The 22991-nt window shown below is 46.3% G+C and carries 22 protein-coding genes; 16 read left to right on the top strand and 6 right to left on the bottom strand.

Features of this window, described 5'->3' with window-relative positions:
• Positions 1 to 31: 31 nt before the first annotated feature.
• Positions 32 to 1468 carry a choice-of-anchor Q domain-containing protein gene (locus tag P2W83_RS05035; RefSeq protein WP_276132605.1) on the top strand — a complete coding sequence of 479 codons (1437 nt, stop codon included), beginning with the start codon at positions 32 to 34 and terminating at the stop codon, positions 1466 to 1468.
• On the opposite strand, the gene idi is transcribed toward P2W83_RS05035, so the two are convergent.
• The gene (gene idi / locus P2W83_RS05030; RefSeq protein ID WP_276132604.1) at positions 1465 to 1995 is read right to left on the bottom strand and encodes an isopentenyl-diphosphate Delta-isomerase; all 531 of its coding nucleotides are present in this window, start codon (positions 1993 to 1995) and stop codon (positions 1465 to 1467) included. The genes P2W83_RS05035 and idi overlap by 4 nt on opposite strands.
• A 154-nt stretch (positions 1996 to 2149) precedes the next feature.
• Between idi and P2W83_RS05025 the strand changes: the two genes are divergently transcribed.
• Positions 2150 to 3247 carry a vWA domain-containing protein gene (locus P2W83_RS05025; RefSeq protein WP_276132603.1) on the top strand — a complete coding sequence of 366 codons (1098 nt, stop codon included), beginning with the start codon at positions 2150 to 2152 and terminating at the stop codon, positions 3245 to 3247.
• On the opposite strand, the gene pyrH is transcribed toward P2W83_RS05025, so the two are convergent.
• Entirely contained in the window at positions 3248 to 3958 is a 711-nt protein-coding gene (gene pyrH / locus P2W83_RS05020; protein WP_276132602.1) for a UMP kinase, read from the bottom strand.
• 148 nt (positions 3959 to 4106) lie between these two features.
• On the opposite strand from pyrH, the gene P2W83_RS05015 reads away from it, so the two are divergent.
• Positions 4107 to 5483 (top strand): hypothetical protein, encoded by a 1377-nt coding sequence (locus tag P2W83_RS05015; protein ID WP_276132601.1) that lies wholly within the window; start codon positions 4107 to 4109, stop codon positions 5481 to 5483.
• Here the strand turns inward: P2W83_RS05015 and gcvT are convergent.
• Complete coding sequence (gene gcvT / locus P2W83_RS05010; protein ID WP_276132600.1) at positions 5480 to 6565, bottom strand: glycine cleavage system aminomethyltransferase GcvT; 1086 nt, start codon at positions 6563 to 6565, stop codon at positions 5480 to 5482. The genes P2W83_RS05015 and gcvT overlap by 4 nt on opposite strands.
• Positions 6566 to 6945: 380 nt before the next feature.
• Between gcvT and P2W83_RS05005 the strand changes: the two genes are divergently transcribed.
• The 12 genes from P2W83_RS05005 (at position 6946) to P2W83_RS04950 (ending at position 19714) form a co-directional block, all read left to right on the top strand.
• Positions 6946 to 7560, top strand: coding sequence for a DNA-3-methyladenine glycosylase family protein (locus P2W83_RS05005; protein WP_276132599.1), 615 nt, complete (start codon positions 6946 to 6948; stop codon positions 7558 to 7560).
• Positions 7560 to 8033, top strand: coding sequence for a hypothetical protein (locus P2W83_RS05000; RefSeq protein ID WP_276132598.1), 474 nt, complete (start codon positions 7560 to 7562; stop codon positions 8031 to 8033). The genes P2W83_RS05005 and P2W83_RS05000 overlap by 1 nt, the downstream gene beginning before the upstream one ends.
• Entirely contained in the window at positions 8033 to 8935 is a 903-nt protein-coding gene (locus P2W83_RS04995; RefSeq protein WP_276132597.1) for a hypothetical protein, read from the top strand. The genes P2W83_RS05000 and P2W83_RS04995 overlap by 1 nt, the downstream gene beginning before the upstream one ends.
• Positions 8936 to 8947: 12 nt before the next feature.
• Positions 8948 to 9523, top strand: coding sequence for a TlpA family protein disulfide reductase (locus P2W83_RS04990; protein WP_276132596.1), 576 nt, complete (start codon positions 8948 to 8950; stop codon positions 9521 to 9523).
• A 265-nt stretch (positions 9524 to 9788) separates the two neighbouring features.
• Positions 9789 to 11165 carry a hypothetical protein gene (locus P2W83_RS04985; protein ID WP_276132595.1) on the top strand — a complete coding sequence of 459 codons (1377 nt, stop codon included), beginning with the start codon at positions 9789 to 9791 and terminating at the stop codon, positions 11163 to 11165.
• Positions 11166 to 11251: 86 nt separating this feature from the next.
• Positions 11252 to 12334 carry a sensor histidine kinase gene (locus tag P2W83_RS04980; protein ID WP_276132594.1) on the top strand — a complete coding sequence of 361 codons (1083 nt, stop codon included), beginning with the start codon at positions 11252 to 11254 and terminating at the stop codon, positions 12332 to 12334.
• On the top strand, positions 12327 to 13013 hold the full coding sequence (locus P2W83_RS04975) for a response regulator (protein WP_276132593.1): 687 nt from the start codon (positions 12327 to 12329) through the stop codon (positions 13011 to 13013). The genes P2W83_RS04980 and P2W83_RS04975 overlap by 8 nt, the downstream gene beginning before the upstream one ends.
• A gap of 5 nt (positions 13014 to 13018) precedes the next feature.
• Positions 13019 to 14995 carry a KUP/HAK/KT family potassium transporter gene (locus P2W83_RS04970; RefSeq protein ID WP_276132592.1) on the top strand — a complete coding sequence of 659 codons (1977 nt, stop codon included), beginning with the start codon at positions 13019 to 13021 and terminating at the stop codon, positions 14993 to 14995.
• A gap of 77 nt (positions 14996 to 15072) precedes the next feature.
• A complete protein-coding gene (locus P2W83_RS04965) occupies positions 15073 to 15579 on the top strand; it encodes a thioredoxin family protein (protein ID WP_276132591.1) in 507 nt (168 codons plus the stop codon).
• Between the two features lie 3 nt (positions 15580 to 15582).
• A complete protein-coding gene (locus tag P2W83_RS04960; protein ID WP_276132590.1) occupies positions 15583 to 15903 on the top strand; it encodes a hypothetical protein in 321 nt (106 codons plus the stop codon).
• A gap of 81 nt (positions 15904 to 15984) precedes the next feature.
• Positions 15985 to 18219, top strand: a complete 2235-nt coding sequence (locus P2W83_RS04955; RefSeq protein ID WP_276132589.1) for a monovalent cation:proton antiporter family protein — start codon at positions 15985 to 15987, stop codon at positions 18217 to 18219.
• 169 nt (positions 18220 to 18388) lie between these two features.
• Complete coding sequence (locus tag P2W83_RS04950; protein ID WP_276132588.1) at positions 18389 to 19714, top strand: response regulator; 1326 nt, start codon at positions 18389 to 18391, stop codon at positions 19712 to 19714.
• Here P2W83_RS04950 and P2W83_RS04945 read toward each other — a convergent pair whose 3' ends face one another.
• Positions 19715 to 20299 carry a hypothetical protein gene (locus P2W83_RS04945; RefSeq protein ID WP_276132587.1) on the bottom strand — a complete coding sequence of 195 codons (585 nt, stop codon included), beginning with the start codon at positions 20297 to 20299 and terminating at the stop codon, positions 19715 to 19717.
• Between the two features lie 3 nt (positions 20300 to 20302).
• Entirely contained in the window at positions 20303 to 21121 is an 819-nt protein-coding gene (locus tag P2W83_RS04940; protein WP_276132586.1) for a metallophosphoesterase family protein, read from the bottom strand.
• Between the two features lie 192 nt (positions 21122 to 21313).
• Here P2W83_RS04940 and P2W83_RS04935 point away from each other — a divergent pair, with 192 nt between their 5' ends.
• Complete coding sequence (locus P2W83_RS04935; RefSeq protein WP_276132585.1) at positions 21314 to 21523, top strand: hypothetical protein; 210 nt, start codon at positions 21314 to 21316, stop codon at positions 21521 to 21523.
• A gap of 26 nt (positions 21524 to 21549) precedes the next feature.
• Here P2W83_RS04935 and P2W83_RS04930 read toward each other — a convergent pair whose 3' ends face one another.
• Positions 21550 to 22650, bottom strand: coding sequence for a slipin family protein (locus P2W83_RS04930; RefSeq protein WP_276132584.1), 1101 nt, complete (start codon positions 22648 to 22650; stop codon positions 21550 to 21552).
• Positions 22651 to 22991: the final 341 nt, after the last annotated feature.

Genomic DNA, 22991 nt, shown 5'->3' with positions numbered 1-22991 from the left:
TATTATATACGTTCCGTTAACTTTACAGACAATGAATTTGTTTCGAATACGTCCTGCTATTCTGATTGTTTTGTTGTTGAGCGCTATCTCTTTTTTGCCTGCTTGCAAGAAGGAAAAAATGCTTAATAGCGGGGGAAGCCTCAAGTTTTCAGTAGACACTCTGACCTTTGATACCGTATTTACGGCAATGGGTAGTTTTACCGTCGATGTACGTATCGTTAATACACAAAATCAAAAGATAAACATCAGTTCGGTTCGCCTTGAAAAAGGTGATACCTCGTTTTTTCACCTGAATATTGATGGCAAACCAGGTAATTCGTCAACGAACATTGAAGTAGCGCCTAATGATAGTTTTCACGTATTCGCTACAGTTAAGATTGATCCGAGGAATCAGAATAATCCCTTCGTAATTGAAGACAGGCTTATTGCAACTTTGAATGGAAAGGACTTTTCTATACCGGTAATAGCCTATGGACAAGATGCGAATTACATTGTAGGGGAAGAATTACAAACACAGACATGGAATGACACGAAACCATATGTGATCATTCACAGCGCCGCTGTTGATACTGATCAGGTGCTAACTATACCTGCCGGATGCCGGGTGTATATGCACGGCGATTCGAGATTGTATGTATTTAAAGGGGCAAGTTTGAAAGTACTCGGCACAAAAACCGACAGTGTCGTTTTTCAGGGCGATCGCCTGGACAGGGATTATTTTGGATATGAAGGATATCCCGGCGAATGGGGTGGAATATACTTTACAAAATATAGCGTGAAGAATGAGATACATTACGCTGTGCTAAAGAACTGTGGTAGCAATACGGGAGCGGGATTACCTTCCGCCATACAGCTGGAGCCTGATCTACTTGTTGGCGATAGTTTTCAATTGACCATAACTCATTCCAGAATTGAAAATTCTATCGGTTATGGTATCCTGAGTTTTAAGGGATCACTCAAAGCCGAAAATTGCCTGATTAATGCCTGTGGCGCGCAGGCGCTGGCTATAGTACAGGGTGGCGATTATGAGATCAACAACTGCGATTTTGTGGTCTTTAACAGTGATAAGATCAATCACCTGAAGGAACCTGCTCTTGCTATACTTAACTATTTCGATGTCGGCAATAATCAATACGTGGCCGATGATCTGAATGCTGTGCTTCGTAACTGCGTTATCTGGGGTTCACTTGAAGATGAAGCTTTTTTCGATAAAGTAGATAAGTATAAATACAACTTAACGTTGGAGAACTGTGTGTTACGAAAAAAAGAAGCTATACCCGACTATGTAATACAAAAGAATTGCCTGATCAATCAAGACCCGAAATTTGTTGATCAAAACAATTGGGATTTTCATTTGCAAGTCGGTTCTCCTCTTATCAATGCGGGCACATCAATTGCAATATCGGATGACCTTGATGGAAAGCCTCGTAAAGGAGTGCCTGATATTGGATGCTATGAGGCTGACTAGCTTAGTTTTGTCTTTTGCAACTCGTCAATGAATTTTGGAAGTGCAAGATGAAGCCATGCAGTAAATCTTTGCGGCTGTTCTTTCGTTTCCAGCAAAAGATTTTCGATAGAGATGGACCGGTAGTTCTGTACTTCTTCGGGATTAATGTTCACCGGACCATCATGCCTTCCAACATATACATGATCCATTTCGTTTTCTGTAAGGTCATTGCCAACTTCTGAGCAATATCTTAATGTAAACATGAACTGGAGATCACAGTCAAAGCCCATTTCTTCCATCAGTCTCCTGTGAGCTGCAGCAACTGTTTCCTCCCTCGGCATAGGATGCGAACAGCATGTATTGCTCCATAAGTTTTGCGAGTGATATTTATTTGCGGCGCGCTGTTGCAACAATAACTCATTGTTTTTATTGATGATAAATATGGAAAATGCCCGGTGTAATACACCGCTTTTATGTGCCTCAAGTTTGTCCAGAAGTCCAACCTGTTCGTCTTGTTCGTTTACGGTTATTACCTGATCCCGTTGCATAAGCCAAAAATAGACCAATTCTTTCGGACAGATATGTGATGACCGCGATTTTATCAGAAACTATATATCGATATCTAAAACTGATCACACCATCTGATCAGCTTTGAGCACAGCATTGAAAACCATCGTAACTTTAGATTAGGAGAGGTACAGTATGAAAGGATTTGTTTTTTCAGAGTACAGCGATGAGCAAAATAATAAGACGCCGTTTGAACGGCTGTTTGGCACTTTTATGGAGTTGTTGCAATACACCAATGGCGATGCGGCAGAGGCATTGAGTTGGTTGACCCAACTCGACAGGGAATATGATCTGTCATCCGACGAGTATGGTATTGGCGATTTCATCGAAGATCTGAAAACCCAGGGGTATTTGAGCGAAGACGAGCTTGACGGAAGCTTTAAGATCACTGCGAAAACAGAACAGACGATTCGGAAGCAATCCCTGGAAGAGATATTTGGCAAGCTAAAGAAAACTAAAACAGGAAGCCATCATACATTTAAGAGTGGTAAAGGCGATGAGATAAATCCTGAAACCCGTCCATATGAATTTGGGGATGCTTTGGAAGCAATAGACTTTACAGGTAGCCTCAGGAACTCGTTTGTCAATCACGGCATCGAACAGTTCAATATGCAGCAAGACGATCTGGAGATCTTTGAAATGGACTTCAAAACCCAGACTTCTACTGTTTTGATGATTGATATCTCCCACTCAATGATTCTGTATGGTGAAGACAGGATAACACCAGCGAAGAAAGTGGCAATGGCATTAAGTGAGCTGATCACCACCAGATATCCGAAGGACACACTGGACATCGTAGTGTTTGGCAATGATGCCTGGCAGATAGAGATGAAAGACCTGCCATACCTACAAGTTGGACCCTACCACACTAATACCGTAGCGGGCTTGGAGTTGGCAATGGATATCCTTAGGCGACGTAAGAATCCCAACAAACAGATCTTCATGATCACTGATGGCAAACCTACTTGTCTGAAGATTGGTAATAAGTACTACAAGAACAGCTTTGGTATTGACAGTAAGATCTTGAACCGTACGCTGAACCTTGCAGGCCAGCTTAAACGGCTGAAGATACCTGTCATCACGTTTATGATAGCAAGTGATATGTACCTGCAGCGTTTTGTAAGAACCTTCACTGAAGTAAATGGCGGCAAAGCCTTCTACTCATCTCTCGATGGGCTTGGGCAGTATATCTTTGAAGACTACGAGCGCAACAAAAAGAAACGCCTTAGATAACTAACTTACCAGCGTACCAACTTTATTGCCGCTTACCACGCTCAACAGATTACCCGTTGTATTCATATCGAATACTATGATCGGTAGATTGTTCTCCTGGCAAAGTGTAAATGCAGTCATGTCCATCACTTTCACTCCTTTACCGATTACTTCAGAGAAGCTGAGTTCTGTGAACTTGGTTGCTGTTTTATCCTTTTCAGGATCAGCAGTGTAGATGCCGTCTACGCGGGTGCCTTTCAGGATTACATCTGCATTGATCTCGATGGCGCGCAGAGACCCTGCAGTATCAGTCGTAAAGTATGGGTTACCAGTACCGGCACCGAAGATCACTACCCGGCCCTTTTCCAGATGCCTGATAGCGCGGCGACGGATGTAAGGTTCAGCCACCTGCTCCATTTTGATCGCGCTCTGCAAACGAGTCTTGACGCCTACTTTCTCGAGCGAAGCTTGCAGCGCCATACCATTAATAACAGTGGCCAGCATACCCATATAGTCTCCCTGAGCGCGCTCAATACCGGTCTCTGACTCGTTCATGCCGCGGTAGATGTTACCGCCGCCAATAACGATCGCCACTTGTACACCGATATCTGTGATCGCTTTGATATCGAGGGCGTACTGTTCCAGCATTTTGGGATCAATACCAAAAGTGCGGTCACCCATCAGGGATTCGCCAGATAATTTAAGCAATACGCGGTTGTACTTAGGCAGCATGTCGGGAAGGCTATTTTGGTTGCAAAGAAAAGAAAAAAACTTGGTTACGGTCATACTAACAAGTCGCTGGCTGCGTATATAAAACAGGATATTACGATAGCGCCCGCATATCAACTATATTTACCCCGCTCAAAGCCAGACACTCCGAATGCTCAGGAAAATATTCATAACAGGGATAGCAGTATATATTATACTGCTCTGGCTTTCTGTCAGTTTCTATAAAGAGCGCCTGCTGTTTCTCGACCACGCTTATTACCTGTTCGAGATCATCACCACAGAAGGGTTTGCCATCTTTCATTACCGGTTCATAGCTGCAGCTATTGAACTTTTCCCCTACCTGGCTGTGAAAGCTTCACTGCCGTTGAAGCAGGTAATGCTGGCCTATTCGGTGAACATCGTCATCTTCCACTTGTTGTGTTACCTGGTGTGTGGCCTGCTCAAAGACTACAAAGCAGCTATTGGCCTGCTACTCTTCCATGTTCTCTTTGCTACCCATACCTTCTACTTCACTATTTCAGAGATGATCCAGGCGACCGTGCTTCTGTTCCCTCTACTGGCGCTGGTAAGGCGTTATGAGATCGCGAGGAACCGTTGGTTAACAGCTGTCTTCATCGTTCTGCTTATACCGGTTATCGCCTTTGCGCACCCACTTATGATCTTCCCCGTAGGGTTTATGCTGGTCTTCTTCTGGCTGGACAGCAAAGAACCTGTTTCTATTCGCACCGTGCTTTGGGTTGGCGGTGTGTACGCAGCAGTGCTGTTGTTCAAAAACCTGTTCCTCAAAGAACCGTATGATGCCGGCGCTATGGGGAACCTACGCCATTTTCAAACCCTGTTTCCCGACTATATCAACCTGCACTCCAACAAGAACTTCATTCTCAACTGCCTTACCCGGTATTATTGGATACCTCTGGGCAGCGCTATTGTCATCGCCCTTTACACCCAATCGAAACAATGGGGGAAGCTGGCTTTGTTTGTGGTGGCTATGTTGGGCTACCTGCTGCTCATAAACGTCTCTTACCCGAATTCCAATATCCCCGATTTCTATACCGAGAACTTGTATACTCCACTTGCCTTCTTCCTTGCGTTGCCCCTGGCTTTTGATGTTTTGCCGGCTTTGCTGCAGCGCAGGGTAGCATTGGCTTACGCGCTCTTTGGGTTGATCGCGGTGACCGGGCTGGTACGCATCTATGCTGCGCATAAGTCGTACACAACAAGGGTGAACTGGTTGCGCCACTATGTAGCGACCAATGAGGGCAAGAAGATCATGGCCAGCGAAAAGCATGCACCCATGGATACGCTGCTCATGTCGTGGGCCACGCCTTATGAGTTCTGGCTGATCTCGACAGAAGAGCGCAACCGTACCGCTTCCATCATCTTTACAGATAAATTAAAAGAGGTGAGCTGGGGGTCCAGTCTCACCTATGATTTTGTTACCCAGTGGGGTACGTATTCCTACGACTCACTGGATAAGCGCTACTTTAAATTTGCTGACAGTTTTGCGACCTATACGGTCATGCCTTAGGCGAAAGGTATTTTTACTACCTGCGCTTTTACGGCTTTGTCGCGTATCATGATGAACACATCGCTGCCTTCTGATGCAAAGTCTTTACGGATGTAAGCTGTACCGATGGCTTTGCCCAGGCTTGGCGCTTGTGTGCCCGATGTTACATAACCTATTTCTGTGCCTTCTGCATTCTGGATCTTGTAGCCGTGGCGAGGAATTCCTTTGTCGATCATTTCGATACCAACCAGCTTGCGCTTGATGCCTTCAGCTTTTTGGGCTTCGAGTATGTTGCGTGCAGTAAAGTCTTTGGTGAACTTAGTGATCCAGCCCAGGCCGGCTTCCAGCGGAGAGGTAGTATCGTCGATATCGTTGCCGTACAGGGCATAACCCATTTCGAGGCGGAGGGTATCGCGGGCGCCTAGGCCGATAGGTTTCAGGCCTGCAGGGCCACCTACGCGGAACACTTCGTCCCAGATCTTTTCACCAGCGCCGTCTTTGTCTTCGAAATAGATCTCAACGCCACCTGCACCGGTATAACCGGTAGCGCTCACGATAACGTTAGGTACACCGGCGAAAGTGCCTTTTACGAAAGTGTAGTATTTGAGGTTGGTGATGTCCATATCGGTGAGCTGCTGCATGTACTGCACGGCTTTAGGACCTTGTACAGCCAGCAGGCCGGTCTTGTCCGATATGTTGTGCATCTCCACATTTTTAGTGTTGAAGCTGCTGATCCAGTTCCAGTCTTTCTCGATGTTACTGGCGTTTACTACCAGCATATAGGTCTTACCCTCTTCAATGCAGTATACCAGCAGATCGTCTACGATACCGCCGGTAGCGTTAGGCAGGCAAGAGTATTGTGCCTTACCATCAGTCAGTTTGCTGGCGTCGTTGCTGGTAACGCGCTGGATCAGGTCCAGGGCATCAGGGCCTTTCAGGATGAACTCGCCCATGTGGCTCACGTCGAATACACCTGCATTCATACGCACTGTGTGGTGCTCCTCATTGATGCCGGCATAAGATATCGGCATGTTGTAACCGGCAAATTCTGCCATCTTGGCGCCCAGTGCGATATGTTTCTGTGTAAAAGGTGTATTCTTCATGTGTTTTTGAAATTGCGGACAAATATAATGTTCCCGGGCGACAATAAGGTAATGCAGAAAGGTTGTGTTGACGTGATAATTTGATGGAGTGACTTCTGCAACAATGCTTTAGTGAATGTCGCAGGAGAAATGTTCGATTTTGTTGGTCTGAAAGCTGACTTTTTCCAGTAACAGCATTGATAATTAGCCAGTTGGGCTCGACTTTGCTACTGTAATTCGTATGGATAATAGTTTTCATGTGTTGATTGCCCTCTGGCAAATTGTGTCATGGTTTCAGGTCGGTTTTCGCCATGCCTCGGTCGCAAGGACAGAACGAGAAAGGTATTTACAATAACAAATATACACAATTTTAATTGAATGAAATAGCCTAATTTTAGGATATGCCTGACAAAAAGCCCCATCCTTACGTCGAACACCTGGCAAAAGACAAAAAGTTTGCTCAGCTGCTGAAGACAGCTGAGCCACTGGCACTCAAAAAGAAAAAGAACCTTTGCCTGCACCTCTGTGCTTCTATCATGAGCCAGCAATTGTCAGTGAAGGTGGCCAAAGTGATCTACCATCGTTTTCTTGAACTATACGGTGGCAAAGAACCTACGCCGCAGCAAATTGTTGGTATGGCGCCTGAAAAACTGAGAGCCATTGGATTATCGAACGCCAAAGTAGCTTATGTGCAAAATGTAGCCCGACATGCCATTGTGCACGGTATGGAGGATAAAAAGCTGTATGCCATGAGCGATGAAGAGGTGATGGAGTTCTTGTTGCCTATCAAGGGCGTTGGTCGCTGGACCGTGGAGATGCAGCTGATGTTTGCCCTGGGGCGCGAGGACGTGTTTGCTGTAGACGACCTCGGCATACAACAAGGTATGGCCAAACTGTACAAACTGGATATGGCCGATAAAAAGGCCATGCGCGAAAAAATGTTGAAGATCTCTGAAAAATGGAAACCGTACCGCACCTATGCCTGTATGCATTTGTGGCGGTGGAAGGATAACTGATGAAAAAGTACTGTTTCATACTACTAGCGCTATTGTATGCCACCACTGGATGGTCGCAGGGAAAAGTATGGCTGCCGGAGCTGTTTGTGCAGCATGCCCTTGCTGGCGATGCAGCAGAACAATACCTGCGACCTTTTGAGTTTATTTTCGATCCACCTGACAGCGGGCTGGTGTGGACCTATGGTGCGCCACAGGCCAGCCGGGTTGACCTTAGACTTGTATCGCATGAGGGGAGAGAAAAGTGGCAAGTGCTGTACCTGGCCAATCATTTTTATCGCAACGTCAATCCAAGAGAATACATTGACGGGTTTTATGGCTCGATGATCTACCTGTCAAGACATGGCCAGAAGCTGCGGCTTGAGATCATAAAAGATGATAAGACCGAAACTATTGACTTTGTTGACAGGGCAAATGGTCAAATATTTATCGATGGGAAAAAGGCTATAAAACAGCTGCGTCAAAACGATAATTGATGAGAAGGCTGTTGTTACTATCGGTAATGTTTTTCGTGGTGCTTGTATCAAAAGCACAGGAAAAAGTATGGCTGCCGGAGGCATTTGTACGGCATGCGCTTGCAGGCGATTCTATGTTGGTAGAATATCTGAAGCCTATTGAATTTATTTTGGATCCGCCCGACAGCGGCCTGTGGGTTTATGGTGCAAAGGGCGAAGACGCGGCGAAAAAGCCGTTGAAACGAGTCATACACGAAGGCAGAGAAAAATGGTCGGTGCCGATTAGCGAGTATGGCCTCGATACAACGTGGGTGCCGCACGCCGATATTGAAAGATTTGCTAAGGCAGATATCTACCTGTCGCGAAACGATAATAAACTACTGCTGGAAATAGTTGAACCCAATCGCACGGAGCGCATTGATTTTATTGATAGTATGAACGGAGACAAATTTTCGTATGGGTTCGAGGCGATCGCCGAACTGTTTCAGCGCAGTGCCAGCAAGGTATGGATGCCTGAGACGTTTGTGCAACGTGCAGTTGCGGGCGACACGGCTCTTGACCAACACCTAAAGCCATTTGTTTTTGTCTTTGAGCCGCTGGACTGCGGAAATTTCCTTGCCTATGAAGCTGGTGACCCCAGGCTAACAGGAACCAGACGGGTCGTGCACAATGGCCAGGAAAAAATTCAAGTGTTGAGTCCATCCGTTCTTTTCCCAATAAGGCCTGAGCTGCAGGACTACGTTGCCAGGCTTGAGCGATCGCAGTTATACCTTTCTAAACAAGCAGGCAAGGTTGTGCTTGAAATAGTGGAGGGAGATACTACTGAGCGAATAGAATATACCGATCGCGTTTATGGAAGAGTGGTCTCCAATGGATGGATTGAAATGAATAAGCTACTCGGAAGGTATAGGTATATAAAATGATCGTCAACATTAATGGTAACAAAACCTAAAACTAAATTCTGGAAAGGCTTCTGGGTGGGAATACTCACATCGGCTGTATTGGCAGTGGCCGGCACGTACGGTTTCATCAAGCTTGGCGAGGCGCTGGTCAAAAAACGACTAAAAGCGCCGGTAGTTCCCACCAGACTGAAGGAGGAATTTGATTTCAAATACACTACACTGCAGGGCGAGGAAAAGCACGTGTCACAACTGAAGGGGAAAGTGGTGTTTGTGAACTTCTGGGGTACATGGTGTATACCCTGTGTGGCAGAGATGCCTACCGTGCAGAAACTATACAACCGATTTAAAAATGATAGTTCAGTGGTGTTCGTGATTGCCTCGCGACAAGATACGCCCGAGAAGATCAATGCTTTTGCTAAAAAGAATAGTTACACATTGCCTTTCTATACCATTACGGACGAAGACATTCCTGCGTCTATGAAATTCAACCAATACCCCGCCACGTTTATTTACGGCAAGGATGGTAATATCGCCATGAAGCATGTGAATGGGGCTGATTGGTCGGATACGTCTGTGGTACATTTTATTGAGCGGCTGGCGGCAATGTAGGATTGCGGGCAAGTAACACATATTCAACTCCCCTCCTTAGTTAAGGAGGGGATGTTTGCAAAGAGACGGTACGCTCTTTGCAAACTGGGGTGGTGGGACGGTGAATTATGTTACACAGCTTATCAAGATGTTTCAGCTTTTTTATCGACTCTCAGCATGTCAACCACCCCAACGGACAACGGGCTTGCGCCCTCTGCCGGTGTCCCCTCCTTAACTAAGGAGGGGAGTTGATGAATGTTTAGTTGTAAAGCTCTATTTTGCTCGCATGTTTCGCAACTTGTATCGCTTAGGAATGCTGATGTACCTGCCTTTGCTGGTATTGGCTGCGGTGTTTTACCTGGAGCGAACAGCCTTTATAGATGTCGCTTTTATTTTCTTCAAGGTATTGTGGACAGGCGACATGGCTATACAGGGGCACAGGTTCGGATCGGCCATTACGCAGGTGGTACCGTGGGCTGGCGGCAAGTTGGGCATCGGCTTGAAAGCGCTGATGATGGCCTATTCTGTATGGGCGGTACTGTATCATTTTGTTTGTTATCTGCTATGTGGGTCTGTTCTTAAGAACTACAAAATGGCACTGGTGTTGTTGTGCAGTGCCATACTTTTTGTGGCCGATAGTTTTTACTGGATACAATCTGAACTGCCACAGGGATTACCATTTATGGCGGTGGTGCTGGCGTGGATGAGTAGCGAACGGTTTCGCGGTCGTAATGCTTTACATTATGCGTTGTTGTTGGCCTGTCTTGTTACCATCGCCTTTTTCCATCCGCTGATGTTTATCCCAACCATCTACCTGGTGGTGTTCTTATGGTTGTCGGACGAGGGCATCAGCAAAGCCGATATTGCAGTGATCGCAGGCGGAGTGTTGGCAGCTTTCCTGGCGAAAGTGTTCCTGTTCCCTACTAATTACGACAGTTCGGCACTGGACCATGCCGGTGGCTCCCTGGGACAGTTTACCGAAGTGTTTGGTTTTGAAACAACCCGGCTGTTCTTTAAAAGCTGGCTGACGAAATACTATTGGATACCCCTGCTGTCAGTGGGTATTGGTGTGCACTATCTCCTGGCAAAACAATATGCTAAGCTATTGCTGTTTGTGGCAGCCATGGTGGGTTATATAGTTTTGGTGCATACCGCCTTCAGGCAAAACGTTCGTCCGTTTTACATGGAGAACCTGTATCTGCCTATGGGATTTTTTATCGCTGCTGCTCTGGTGTACGATGTGCTGCCGCCCATGCGTCCGAAGTTGGTCTATGGGCTGTTGGCCATAATAGCGCTAACTGGTATAGTACGCATATATACCACCCACGAAAAGTACACAGCGCGCCTGCACTGGGCGGAGCGGTTTTTAGACCGGCACCGTGAGGGCAAATGGGTGTACGATGATTCGCGCGTGCCGATGGATACGCTGATGATGAACTGGGGAACACCCTATGAGTTCTGGATGCTGTCGACCATCAAGTACGATACTACGGCTTCAATAGTAATAGCAGGTGATGCGGAAGCCTACATCACCCCTGCCTTTAACCGGATGGATTTTCTGACCAGCTTTGAACCGGCACCTTACCCCGAACTGCCGGGCCGCTATTTTAAGCTGAGGGACACTATGTCGCACTATGCCATAGTGGGAACTGTTGGGGAATAGCTTCTTTATAAAATCTTTATACGCCTGCGCAAGGTTTTTACTTCTTACTTATGGCTACCTGACTACCTTTGCTTCGCGCAAAGACAATGTCGGAGCTATTCTCTCATAAGATCAGTTTAACCAAGCAGTACATATACAGCATTGTCCTGGTATTGACCGCATCGGCCATATGTTATGGCCTGCAGGCCTACCTGGGATATAAAGTGGTTGCTTTTATCCTGTTATTGTGTGTCTCGGTAGTGGCGGTATCGTTCGATATATTACCTGTTCTTATTGCAGCCATATTGAGCGCCCTGATCTGGGATTTCTTTTTTATTCCTCCCAAGTTCACGCTGCATGTAGATACGCCCGGCGACGGCATTTTATTAATGATGTACTTCATCATTGCCATGGTAAATGCCGTACTCACATACAAGATCAGGAAAGTACAGAAAGATGCGAGAAAGAAAATAGAGCGCGAGAACATTGTAAGGCTTTACAATACTTTCCTTAATTCGTTGTCGCACGAATTACGTACGCCTATTGCCACAATCATTGGCGCTACCGATAACCTGCTGACCAGTAATGCTCGTCTCACCGAGCTCAACCGGCACGACCTGGTAGCTGAAATAGCTAAAGCATCTTTCCGATTGAACCAGCAAGTAGATAATCTGTTAAATATATCGAGGCTGGAGTCAGGCTTTTTGCAACCGAAATACGACTGGACGGACATTAGCGAAACCGTGTACGATGTGGTGCAGCGTGTAGAAGAGAATAAGATATCGCAGAAGATCGTGATCAACATCAATCCAGGTCTGCCGCTGTTTAAACTAGACAAAGGCATGCTGGAGCAGGTGGTTTACAACCTGTTGAATAACGCGGTGCAATACACACCGCCCGGTAGCCGGATAGATATTGTAGCCAATGACTTCGGTCACATGCTGCAGCTCACTATAGAAGATAATGGAAAGGGATTCCCGACAGAAGAGAAGGATATGGTGTTTGATAAGTTCTACCGCCTTAAACATTCAAAGGCCGGGGGTACAGGATTGGGGTTGTCGATAGTAAAAGGTTTTACAGAGGCGATGAAAGGTAGTATAGACCTTGATAATGTTCCCACCGGTGGTGCGAGGTTTACAGTGCGCATCCCGGCAGCTACCTCACAGCTTAAAGCATTGAGACATGAATAAGGGTAGCATACTGGTAATAGATGATGAGGTGCAGATGCAGAAACTTCTGGAGATCACCCTGCAAAGCAACCAGTATGCGGTACAGCAAGCTGTAACGGCGAAAGAAGGCATGGCTCTGGCCGCGTCCCATCCACCCGATATGATATTGCTAGATCTTGGCTTGCCAGATGAGGATGGGCATGCCGTATTACAACAATTGCGCGAGTGGTACACCAACCCTGTTATCATTTTATCGGTACAGAATAGTGAACGGGATATTATCAGGGCGCTGGACAATGGCGCGAACGATTACCTGACCAAGCCTTTCAGGACCGGCGAGTTGCTGGCCCGGATGCGCTCTGCGCTTCGCAGCAATGTGATGCAGGAAAATGAACCCGTGCTGCAATTCGGCACCTTGCAAATAGACCTGTCCGACAGGATAGTGAAGAAGAACGGGGAGCAGGTAAAACTCACCTCAACAGAATATTCACTGCTCACCCTGTTTGCCCGACATGAGGGGAAGGTGTTAACGCACCAATACCTGCTCCGCGAAATATGGGGAGCCGGGTATATCAGTCAGTCGCAGTACCTGCGCGTATTTATTGCACAATTACGAAAGAAAATAGAAGATGACCCTAACCGCCCGTCGTTTATTATAACAGAGTCGGGAGTCGGGTATCGGTTTGTAGGAAAAGAATAGTTTTTATGTCAACAGCTAACCACAACAAGGTAACATTTGCCGGTTTACTTATTGCCCTCGGAATTATTTATGGCGATATTGGTACCTCCCCGCTTTACGTACTCAATGCCATCATTAAAGAAAAGACGATAACGGAAGATCTCGTTACCGGCGTTGTCTCGCTCATTATCTGGACGCTGACACTGCAAACGACAATAAAGTATGTGATACTGACCCTCCAGGCCGATAACAAGGGTGAGGGTGGTATATTCTCGCTTTTTGCGCTGGTGCGGCGCAGGCGCAGGTGGCTTGTTGTGCCTGCCATAATAGGTGGGGCTGCGCTGCTGGCCGACGGTATGATCACGCCGGCTATCTCGGTAACCTCAGCAATAGAAGGTTTAAAGCAGGTGCCTGCCATGGCCGGTATCAGCCAGACAACGATCATTTATATAGTCATCGTTATACTCACGGCGCTGTTCCTATTGCAGCAATTCGGTTCGGCATTCATTGGTAAATTTTTCGGACCGGTGATGCTACTGTGGTTCTCCATGTTGGCAATTTTGGGATTGGTTCACATATCTGACGACCTGGCTGTATTTAAAGCATTCAATCCGTATTATGGTATCAAATTGCTGATCAACTATCCGCATGGATTTTATATCCTGGGTGGGGTGTTCCTGTGTACTACGGGTGCTGAGGCGCTTTATTCAGACCTCGGTCACTGCGGCAAATGGAACATACGTTACTCGTGGATATTTGTGAAGGCTTGCCTGATACTCAATTACCTGGGCCAGGGTGCATGGTTAATGCACGAGTATAAAGGCAAAGCGATCACCCTCGAGATGATAGAACATGGCTTCAATCCGTTCTTCAGCGTAATGCCGGATTGGTTCCTGTCTTTTGGTATCGCAATTGCTACCGCTGCTACCATCATTGCCAGCCAGGCTTTGATATCAGGTTCGTTCACGCTGATAAGCGAAGCTATGCGCCTCAACCTGTGGCCGAAGTTCAAGATCAACTATCCTACAGAAGCACGTGGTCAGCTGTACATACCGGCCGTTAACCTGATGCTGCTCGTGGGTTGTGTAGGCATGGTGCTGCACTTCGAAAAAGTATCCAACATGGAAGGCGCCTACGGTCTTGCTATCACTATGTGTATGATCGCAACTTCGATGCTGTTTGCGAACTTCCTTGTGTTGCGGCGTGTTCACCCTGCTTTGATCTACCTATACCTCATAGTATACCTTACTATCGAAGCCAGCTTCCTGATCGCCAATCTTGACAAGCTACCACACGGTGGTTATGTGACGGTACTTGTGGGTGGCGCTTTAGCCTTTGTGATGTATAACTGGTTCAAAGCAAGGAAGATCAAGAATCGCTATGTGGAGTTTGTGAAACTGCAGCACTACGTGCCTAAGTTGAAACTGCTCAGCAATGATCAGACGATACCCAAGTATGCTACTCATCTGGTATACCTCACCAGTGCCGACAATCCTAAAGAAATAGAACATAAGATCATCTACTCACTGCTATATAAAAAGCCTAAACGTGCAGACATCTATTGGTTTGTACACGTAGACACGGTCGACGATCCGTATACCTGTGAATATACGGTCGAACACCTCGAGCCGGATGATGTGATACGTGTGGAATTCAGGCTTGGGTTCCGGGTGCAGCCACGTATCGATCTGCTGTTCAGGCGAGTGGTAGAAGACCTTGTGGAATCAAAGGAAGTGAACATTACCAGCAGGTACCAAAGCCTGGAGCGCAGTAACGTGATCGGTGATTTCTCTTTCGTAGTTATGGAGAAGTTTCTGAGCCAGGACAATGACCTGCCATTCTGGGAGCAGATCATGATGAAGATACATTTCATGATCAGGGAGTTCAGCTTGTCGGAGGAAAAGGCCTTTGGTCTGGATACCAGTAACGTGGTGGTTGAAAAATTCCCGCTAGTAGTGGCTCCCGTTGGCAGGATGAAACTGAAGCGCATAAAGCGCATCTAGTAACGACCCCGACAATACATTTCTTAACATTATATAAGTGTTATAACGGGTATTTTTGTGGTTTAATATAGGGAGTGATGAGATACGTGTTGTTGATATTGCTGGCGGTGGTGACGATGTCGTTGGACGATACCACCAGGTTGCAGCAGGCTAAGCAGGTAGCAAAGACCGAGCAAAGACTGATACTGATCCATTTCACCGGTTCGGACTGGTGTGGCCCCTGCAAGAAAATGCATAAGCGCGTTTTTCAGAGCGATAGTTTCAACACCTTTGCAACAAAGCACCTTGTAATGATCGAGGCCGACTTCCCTAAAAACAAAGACCTCGACGGCGACATTCGCAAAGAGAACAAAGAACTTGCGCGCAGGTATCAGAAAAGCCAGAGCTATCCGTATACCGTATTGCTGGATGCCGATGGCAAACTGCTCAAAACATGGAAAGGCTATGGCGGCGATTATCCGACCTACTATATCGAGGAAATGTTACCACTTGTGCCAAGGATAGAAGAACCCACGCCGCCGACAGTGAAGCGATCAACTCTTGATTCCACAGTTATTGCCGATTCTGTATCCGTACGCCGTTAGCAAATGCCCAAGCCAGCCCATGGCGTAATATTTGCAGAGATAGGCGTACATGATTCAAAATCTCTAGAATTGGAACTGATGGACACCCAACGTCTTACGCAAAATCTTTATGACCAGCTGCTGGAAGAAGGATACGAATTCCTGTTGCTTAAAGACGTGATCAAAAAGCAGAATATTATCGAAATAGTGTACGAGCCGTTGAAGAAAACGCCTGCAGGCACGCAATATAGCCTCACCTCGATGAAGGACGATATGGTAAAGGGGCTGACAGGTGGCTCCAGCAGTCACATACAAATATTTATTGAAACTCCTGAAGCTGCATAGTTGCTGAATTAATGTAATGTAGACATCGTTGTGCCTGAGTTGTTTACCGCCTCTGGTGCGAAAGTGCTATTTTAGCAAAGTATGTCGCACCTTCCCTTACTTATACAGGATCTTGCGCTGATACTCATTGTAGCCGGTATCACCACGCTGTTATTTAAAAGGCTGAAGCAACCCGTGGTACTGGGATACCTGTTGGCGGGATTGCTGGTGAGCCCGGGATTTAGTTTGTTCCCCACTGTTTCAGATCCGCACAATATCAGGCTGTGGGCTGAGATAGGGGTGATATTTCTCCTGTTCAACCTCGGTCTGGAATTCAGTTTCAAGAAGTTAATGCGCATAGGAGGTACTGCATCTATTACGGCGCTTATAGAGATCGCGGCAATGCTGGCCATTGGTTTTTCCATAGGTCGTGCACTGGGCTGGCCGTTAATGGATTGCATCTTCCTTGGTGGTATACTATCCGTGGCCTCAACCACCATCATTATCCGCACCTTTGATGAGATGAACCTGAAAGGCAAGCGCTTTGCTAACCTGGTATTAGGTGTGCTTATTGTTGAAGACCTCGTTGCAGTTGTGCTAATGGTATTGCTTTCAACAATTGCCGCAAGTCGCCAGTTTGCGGGCACAGAAATGTTGCTGTCGGTGGTCAAACTGATCTTCTTCCTGCTGCTCTGGTTTATTGGAGGCATTTTCTTCATACCCAGCTTCTTCCGGTGGACGCGCAGGTTACTCAACGATGAGACCATGCTGGTAGTGTCGCTCGGACTTTGCCTCATGATGGTGATACTTGCATCTAAAGCCGGTTTTTCCCCGGCACTGGGCGCGTTTATCATGGGCTCTATATTGGCAGAAACAACACAGGCTGAGCGTATTGAACAATTGATACGTCCTGTGAAGGACCTGTTTGGCGCAGTGTTCTTTGTATCGGTGGGCATGCTGATCAACCCTGAGGTGTTGGTGAACTATGCAGGGCCTATTACCATCATCACGATTGCATTCATTGTCAGCAAGATATTCAGCGTCACATCGGGCGCGCTCATTGCAGGACAGCCGCTAAAGACATCGGTATATGCAGGTATGAGCATGGGACAGATCGGGGAGTTCTCTTTTATCATAGCATCACTCGGTATCACCTTAAAGGTGACAGGCGATTATCTATATCCCATAGCCGTTGCTGTTTCTGTATTGACCACGTTTTCTACTCCCTACATGGTGAAACTGGCGCTACCGTTGTATACGTCAATAGATAGGCATTTACCTTCCCGGTGGAGAAAGATACTGATGCGTTATAGTGAGGGTACCCAATCGATTAGCGCGGCCAGCGACTGGCAGATAGTGCTGCGCAGTTATTTCTTTTATGTACTGCTGTTCTCTATCATGATACTCGGGATCATCTTTATGTTTTCGAGGTATGTAGCACCTTGGCTAGCAGCCAACGTAACGAATGGATACCTCGGATTGATCATAACCGCAGTATTGTGCCTGCTAGTGTTGTCGCCGTTGTTGTGGGCGCTGGTTGTACGTAAACTGCAGCCTGAATCGTTTGCCAATTTGTGGGGAAATAAAAAATACCGCGGTCCGTTGTTGTTCCTTCGCCTGATTCGGGCCGGTCTTGGTATTGTGTATATGAGTGTGCTGTTGCTCAGCTTTTTCCCATTTTATGTCGCAATGATCGGCACTATGTTCCTTGTGGCGGTGGCCATCATATTTTCTCACCAGATCCACGAGTTTTATATCCGGATAGAAGAGCGGTTCTTTTTCAATTTTCACCACCGCGAAATACAGGAAGCGAAGGCGGCGCGGCACGAGCTGGCGCCCTGGGATGCTCATATAGCGCAATTCAATTTGCCTGTCGGCTCACCTGTTACTGGTATGAACCTGGAGGAAATGGGGCTTAGGGAGCGATTGGGTATCAATATTGCCATGATTAAGCGGAGCGATTACATCATCTCTGCTCCCAGCAGGTATGAAAAAGTCTATCCTGGCGACAAGCTATTTGTGATAGGTACTGACGAGCAACTGGAGCAGTTCAGCAAACACATAGAACCGTTGAACGGCAAAACTCCCGAAGCAACGTCGCCACAAGAGGTAGTGCTTAAGAAAATGGAGATATACCCTGGGTCCGAGCTGATTGGTCAAACCATACGTGGAAGTGGTATCCGCGAAAAGACAAATGGGTTGATCGTTGGAATTGAACGTTATGGGCGCAGGATACTTAATCCTGATTCCACTACGGAGTTTGCCGAAGGCGATAGCGTTTGGATAGTGGGAGATAAATACCTCATATCGGGCTTTCTTCGCAAAGGCCTGCCTTGATCTAAATTTTTGGTTTTCAATCCTTATTGCTTAGATGTATAGGTAGTCGTAATAGGAGTACTTGTGTACATGCTCTTCTCGCATTGCTGTTTACGCAAGCGGGTTTTTGCTGCCACATATTCATATCGGCATGCTTTTTATGCAGTTAGCGTGCATTCCTCCACCCGCAATGACTAACGAGAAAATTGTAATAATCGAAGACAATGACGACACTTATTTTCTCTTTCGTAACCTGTTGAAGACAATGGGTTACGACGAGCAGAAAGTGATACGTTGTGCGCAACTGCACGAGCTGGAAAAGATCGATCCTAAAGAAGTTAGTGTCGTGTTAACAGACCTGAGTCTTCCCGATTCTCCGTATCGGCTCACCTTCAAAAAAGTAAACGATCATTTTGTTTATAATCCAATTATCGTTTTGACCGGCACGTCTGAAACGGAAGTAGCAAATAACATTCTTAAAGCTGGTGCACAGGATTACCTGATTAAAGGTGAAATTGATGCCCGCGTTCTGGCTAAGTCCATACAATATGCTATAGAGCGCAAAAGGATGGCGAACGATTATAAACGTTTGTTCCTGGAGAGCCCGGTGCCCATGTATATTTTTGAAAAGGACACACATCGTTTTCTTGCGGTAAACGAAGCAGCGCTGCGACAATATCAATACACGAAGAATGAATTTCTCGCAATGACAGCTCTGGACATCAGGCCCGAGAGCGAGTGGGAAAGATTCTATAAAGTAAGGCAGTCGATGCCCGATTCGTATTTTGATGCGGGCAGGTGGCTGCACCAGCGTAAAGACGGTAAACAATTTTATGTGCACGTACACGCACATGGTATTGAGTTTGAAGGGAAAGAGGCAACTATTGTGCTGGCGTACGATGTTGACGACCATGTAAAAGCCGAACGTGAACTGCAGGAGAAAACCACCCAGATAGAAAAGATATTAGGTAGTGTGGGCGACGGGTTCCTTACCATAGACAAGGACTGGAAGTTTACATACGTGAACCCGGCAGCTGAAAGAATGTTGCGACGGAAAAGAAGTGAGATGCTGGGAAATAATGTATGGGAGTGTTTCCCTGAAGCAAATGGAACTAAACTGCAGGAATGTTTACAACAGGCTGCTGATACAAAAAGAAGTGTGCACTTCGAAGACTATTTCCAGACACTGGAGCTGTGGATCGAGGTAAATGCCTATCCTTCAGAAGATGGACTGACCGTTTTCTTTATTGATACTTCTGCCCAGAAGCATAATGAGGGTACCATCGAGAAACAAAGCGAACAATTGCGTGAGATAGCTTGGGTACAGTCGCACAAGGTTCGAAATCATATTACGACGATACAAGGCTTAACAGCATTGTTCAATGCCGCTGACCCAGCCGATCCTGTGAATGCAACCGTGATAAATGGTATCAACGAAACGATCAAAAAGCTGGATGAAGCTGTAAAGGATATCAACCATAAGGCGCAAGATTCGGCGCCAGGGAAAACTGACTGATCATTTCTTTCCAAAATGATAGCTGATTCCCATTGCCATGCTGAACATGTCTGTGAAGTTCAATGGTTCGTTCATGATATAGTAATACACGTAAGAATCAAGCGTACCTGTTTCAACATATAGTTCCAGTCTCTGTCCTTTTCGGCAGCCTAAGGGCAATCCAAACTTCCCTCCTGCAACTATCGCCATGTGAAATGCTGACATCTGATAGTATTTACGATCGAGAAAGCGATCTGGCAGCTTAGTATAATAGGCATTGCCGGAGGTTTCGAAATGTGCAGCAAGACCCGCATAGGGTGACAGTGTTTTCCTAGCAATATCAAAGTGAACAACGTCGTACGTTGACTTTAACGCAACGGTGTTGATATTGCTGCCTGCGATAGACGCGGGTACAAATCCATCCATCAATGTAACGTGTAGTTTGTCTTTGACCAGGTCATAGCCTAATCCAACAGATAATAGGCCAACGTTACCTGCATACTGTAGCTGGGCGTGGTCGGGACGGATGGTTTTCAGGAAGCCATTTTGCGCATGAATGCCTGTGTTCAACAGTAACGTAAGCAGTATTGACAGGATAATGCGCATGGACTAAAAATTGACGGTTGACACTACGGGGTCTTTCTGTGGTTCACCGAAGGACACGATACAATAACTTTTTTTGCCAATGCTGGGCACTACGAGACATTTGCTGTTGTCGCCTATCTGTGTATATGAGTAAGTGTGTTGGTGACCGTGTACGGACAATGAAATATTGTTGTTACGAACTATCTGCAGGTGTTTTTCTCTTGAAGTACTATCATACTGGTCGCCAAAGAAGGGGATGTGACTGATGAGTATAGGCTTCTTGTTTTCGGTGACCGCTGCTGATGCCTGAGCGTTCAGCCAACTAAAATCAGGCGTTGCATTCTTCTCCCAAAAGACATTATCAAAGAAGATGAAACGGTAGCCATGAAAGTCGAGTGTATAGTTGACGGGACCGAACATCGTTGCGTAGATGTCTTCTGCATTAGCCAGGTAGTCGTGATTGCCAATCACGGTGAGGATAGGTTTGTTTAGACGCAGGCCCTGTTCGTAGAGATAGGTGTATTCTTTTTGCATGCCCTGGTCAGAGAGGTCGCCGCATATCACCACGAAAGAAATGCTGTTGTCGGCATTGATGTGTTCAACCGCATCTTCAAGTTCGTCATGGAAGTAATGTGTATCACTCAGGAAAGCCACTTTGAACCGGTCGTTTTCCACGTTTGTGGCAATGATCTTGTCAATGTTCTTACTGGTTCTGAGCTCGGTATACGTTTTATCTGTTTCTCCGGAATACGGGCTGTACTCAAATGTTTTTTTGCAGCCGAAGAAGATGGTACATAAGCAAATGATCATCAGCAAGGTCAATCTCGTAGATCTCTTCATCATCTATAACACAATATTCTGTTAAGACGGTTCAACAACTATTCCTGCGATCCTTAAAATTTTGTTTAAATCGTCCGGTGCATACACATACTGCTGCAAATAATCCGGTTATAATAAACCGGCAATACGATGTGTACGTTTTTTAATGACTGAGGGCATGGTTATTGACCTGCCAACCGATAAAAAATGCGAGTCATGAAAGCGATAGGAAGCCTATTGGTTATACTGCTCTTCAGTACGTTTGCTGCGTGCAATTCGTGCAATGCCGACAATCCAACTAACTCTGCACCCAGCAGCGATACTGCCACTGTTGTGACACCCGACATGACGACTGGAGTGCCTGAAACATACCAGCTCGATACCATGCAGTTGGATACAACAAAGAAAGATACAATGAGCAGATAGAAAAATAAACCCCGGGCGAACCGGGGTTATTTTTTTGCTGGAACGAATATTTCTTTAAGCTGTCCTACAAGATCACCACTGCCTGTTACGGAAAGTGTATTGATCTTATCAGCTATCTTTTCGACGTATTCCATTTCCTTCAGCTTAAACAACATCTCGTTGTCTTCCATCAGCCGCGCAGTGTTTAGCAAGCTTCTTGTGCTGGCTGTTTCTTCCCGCCGCATGATGATGTTCGCCTGCGCGTTCTTCTCCGCTATCAACACCTGGTTCATGATGTCTTTTACATCACCCGGCAGTATGATATCTCTTATGCCGCAGTTCAACACCACTACTCCAAGAACCAGCACACTATCCTGCACATTGTCCAGTATCGTTTTGGATACTGCGTCTCTTTTATCCAGCAGTTCATCCAGCGTGTATCCGGCTACCAGCTCCCGAAGGGCCAGCTGCATCAAGGTGTACAATTGCTTTTCGTACTCTTTGTTCTCCGATGCTTTTACAACGTTGGTGATCTTGTATTGTACGGTGAAGTTGATCCGCAGGCTTGCTTTATCCTTCGTCAATATCTCCTGGCCATTCATTTCCAGTTGCAATTGCCGGATGTCCGCTTTGTATACGGTCAACACTATTGGGTTCTTCCAGAAGTAGTAAATGCCAGGCTTCAGTTCTGAGGCAAACTTCCCGTCCACAAACAACAAGCCCTGCTCATAGCTCTCTACGGTGTATATCCGCAGGTAAGGCAACAGCTCAGGCCGTGCAAGTATCAGCCTGTCTATTGGCTCTGTTATTTCATACTTGCTAACATCTGCTTTAATGAAGGAGAGTTCTTTCATTCCTTTCCAGAAAGCATATCTGCCAGCTGGCAACACGGCTTTGAACAAGCCATTCTCGAATTTCAGAGCTATCTCGTTGTCCTTCACATCTACCACCTCTAGTGCATCTGCCAGCAGTGAGTCATTTAGATAGATGCTGAGATCATCCGCAGGCGCGAATGGCCGATGCATATCGTAGACAATTACGTCTTCGTTGAAATTTAACCAATGCCGTCCTTCGTCCAGCATCCGTATGTATTTGTTGTTTTTGTACACCAAGCCTTTTGTGTACGCTTTGATCTTTACAGTCAACATAATTTGGGTTTTAAGAATTTTAAAAAATAAGGAGCCGCCGATAATTCCCGCCCGCGCAAAGCGGAAGCCGGCTTTAGTTATTGTGTAGACAAGTCCTGACGATCACCTTTTGGTGACTGCCGGTGCTCTTTACCCAATTACGGTATCTGCGTTTTTCAAAGCTCATTGCAGGTTGCTATTCGCAATGTTCGCTAACAGCAGGGTGTTATGAGCGACTCCTGATGTTGGTGGCCTGTTTAGAAGCGGCCTACTTCATAACCATGGATCCACAATCCATTGTTCAACCATTGAACTTCTCCTAAGGTGGAGGTGGGATTCGAACCCACACAGGTTGGTCTGTT

It is taken from the genome of Polluticoccus soli (assembly GCF_029269745.1).
Taxonomy (GTDB): domain Bacteria; phylum Bacteroidota; class Bacteroidia; order Chitinophagales; family Chitinophagaceae; genus Polluticoccus; species Polluticoccus soli.
The sequence above is the reverse complement of the archived record's forward strand: the minus strand, read 5'-3'. Positions and strand labels throughout refer to the sequence as shown.

What these genes read in the sequence shown, in the direction of transcription:
- P2W83_RS05035 (WP_276132605.1), top strand. Translation starts at nt 32, where the DNA reads ATGAATTTGTTTCGAATACGTCCTGCTATTCTGATTGTTTTGTTGTTG.
- idi (WP_276132604.1), bottom strand. Translation starts at nt 1,995, where the DNA reads ATGCAACGGGATCAGGTAATAACCGTAAACGAACAAGACGAACAGGTT.
- P2W83_RS05025 (WP_276132603.1), top strand. Translation starts at nt 2,150, where the DNA reads ATGAAAGGATTTGTTTTTTCAGAGTACAGCGATGAGCAAAATAATAAG.
- pyrH (WP_276132602.1), bottom strand. Translation starts at nt 3,958, where the DNA reads ATGCTGCCTAAGTACAACCGCGTATTGCTTAAATTATCTGGCGAATCC.
- P2W83_RS05015 (WP_276132601.1), top strand. Translation starts at nt 4,107, where the DNA reads ATGCTCAGGAAAATATTCATAACAGGGATAGCAGTATATATTATACTG.
- gcvT (WP_276132600.1), bottom strand. Translation starts at nt 6,565, where the DNA reads ATGAAGAATACACCTTTTACACAGAAACATATCGCACTGGGCGCCAAG.
- P2W83_RS05005 (WP_276132599.1), top strand. Translation starts at nt 6,946, where the DNA reads ATGCCTGACAAAAAGCCCCATCCTTACGTCGAACACCTGGCAAAAGAC.
- P2W83_RS05000 (WP_276132598.1), top strand. Translation starts at nt 7,560, where the DNA reads ATGAAAAAGTACTGTTTCATACTACTAGCGCTATTGTATGCCACCACT.
- P2W83_RS04995 (WP_276132597.1), top strand. Translation starts at nt 8,033, where the DNA reads ATGAGAAGGCTGTTGTTACTATCGGTAATGTTTTTCGTGGTGCTTGTA.
- P2W83_RS04990 (WP_276132596.1), top strand. Translation starts at nt 8,948, where the DNA reads ATGGTAACAAAACCTAAAACTAAATTCTGGAAAGGCTTCTGGGTGGGA.
- P2W83_RS04985 (WP_276132595.1), top strand. Translation starts at nt 9,789, where the DNA reads ATGTTTCGCAACTTGTATCGCTTAGGAATGCTGATGTACCTGCCTTTG.
- P2W83_RS04980 (WP_276132594.1), top strand. Translation starts at nt 11,252, where the DNA reads ATGTCGGAGCTATTCTCTCATAAGATCAGTTTAACCAAGCAGTACATA.
- P2W83_RS04975 (WP_276132593.1), top strand. Translation starts at nt 12,327, where the DNA reads ATGAATAAGGGTAGCATACTGGTAATAGATGATGAGGTGCAGATGCAG.
- P2W83_RS04970 (WP_276132592.1), top strand. Translation starts at nt 13,019, where the DNA reads ATGTCAACAGCTAACCACAACAAGGTAACATTTGCCGGTTTACTTATT.
- P2W83_RS04965 (WP_276132591.1), top strand. Translation starts at nt 15,073, where the DNA reads ATGAGATACGTGTTGTTGATATTGCTGGCGGTGGTGACGATGTCGTTG.
- P2W83_RS04960 (WP_276132590.1), top strand. Translation starts at nt 15,583, where the DNA reads ATGCCCAAGCCAGCCCATGGCGTAATATTTGCAGAGATAGGCGTACAT.
- P2W83_RS04955 (WP_276132589.1), top strand. Translation starts at nt 15,985, where the DNA reads ATGTCGCACCTTCCCTTACTTATACAGGATCTTGCGCTGATACTCATT.
- P2W83_RS04950 (WP_276132588.1), top strand. Translation starts at nt 18,389, where the DNA reads ATGACTAACGAGAAAATTGTAATAATCGAAGACAATGACGACACTTAT.
- P2W83_RS04945 (WP_276132587.1), bottom strand. Translation starts at nt 20,299, where the DNA reads ATGCGCATTATCCTGTCAATACTGCTTACGTTACTGTTGAACACAGGC.
- P2W83_RS04940 (WP_276132586.1), bottom strand. Translation starts at nt 21,121, where the DNA reads ATGATGAAGAGATCTACGAGATTGACCTTGCTGATGATCATTTGCTTA.
- P2W83_RS04935 (WP_276132585.1), top strand. Translation starts at nt 21,314, where the DNA reads ATGAAAGCGATAGGAAGCCTATTGGTTATACTGCTCTTCAGTACGTTT.
- P2W83_RS04930 (WP_276132584.1), bottom strand. Translation starts at nt 22,650, where the DNA reads ATGTTGACTGTAAAGATCAAAGCGTACACAAAAGGCTTGGTGTACAAA.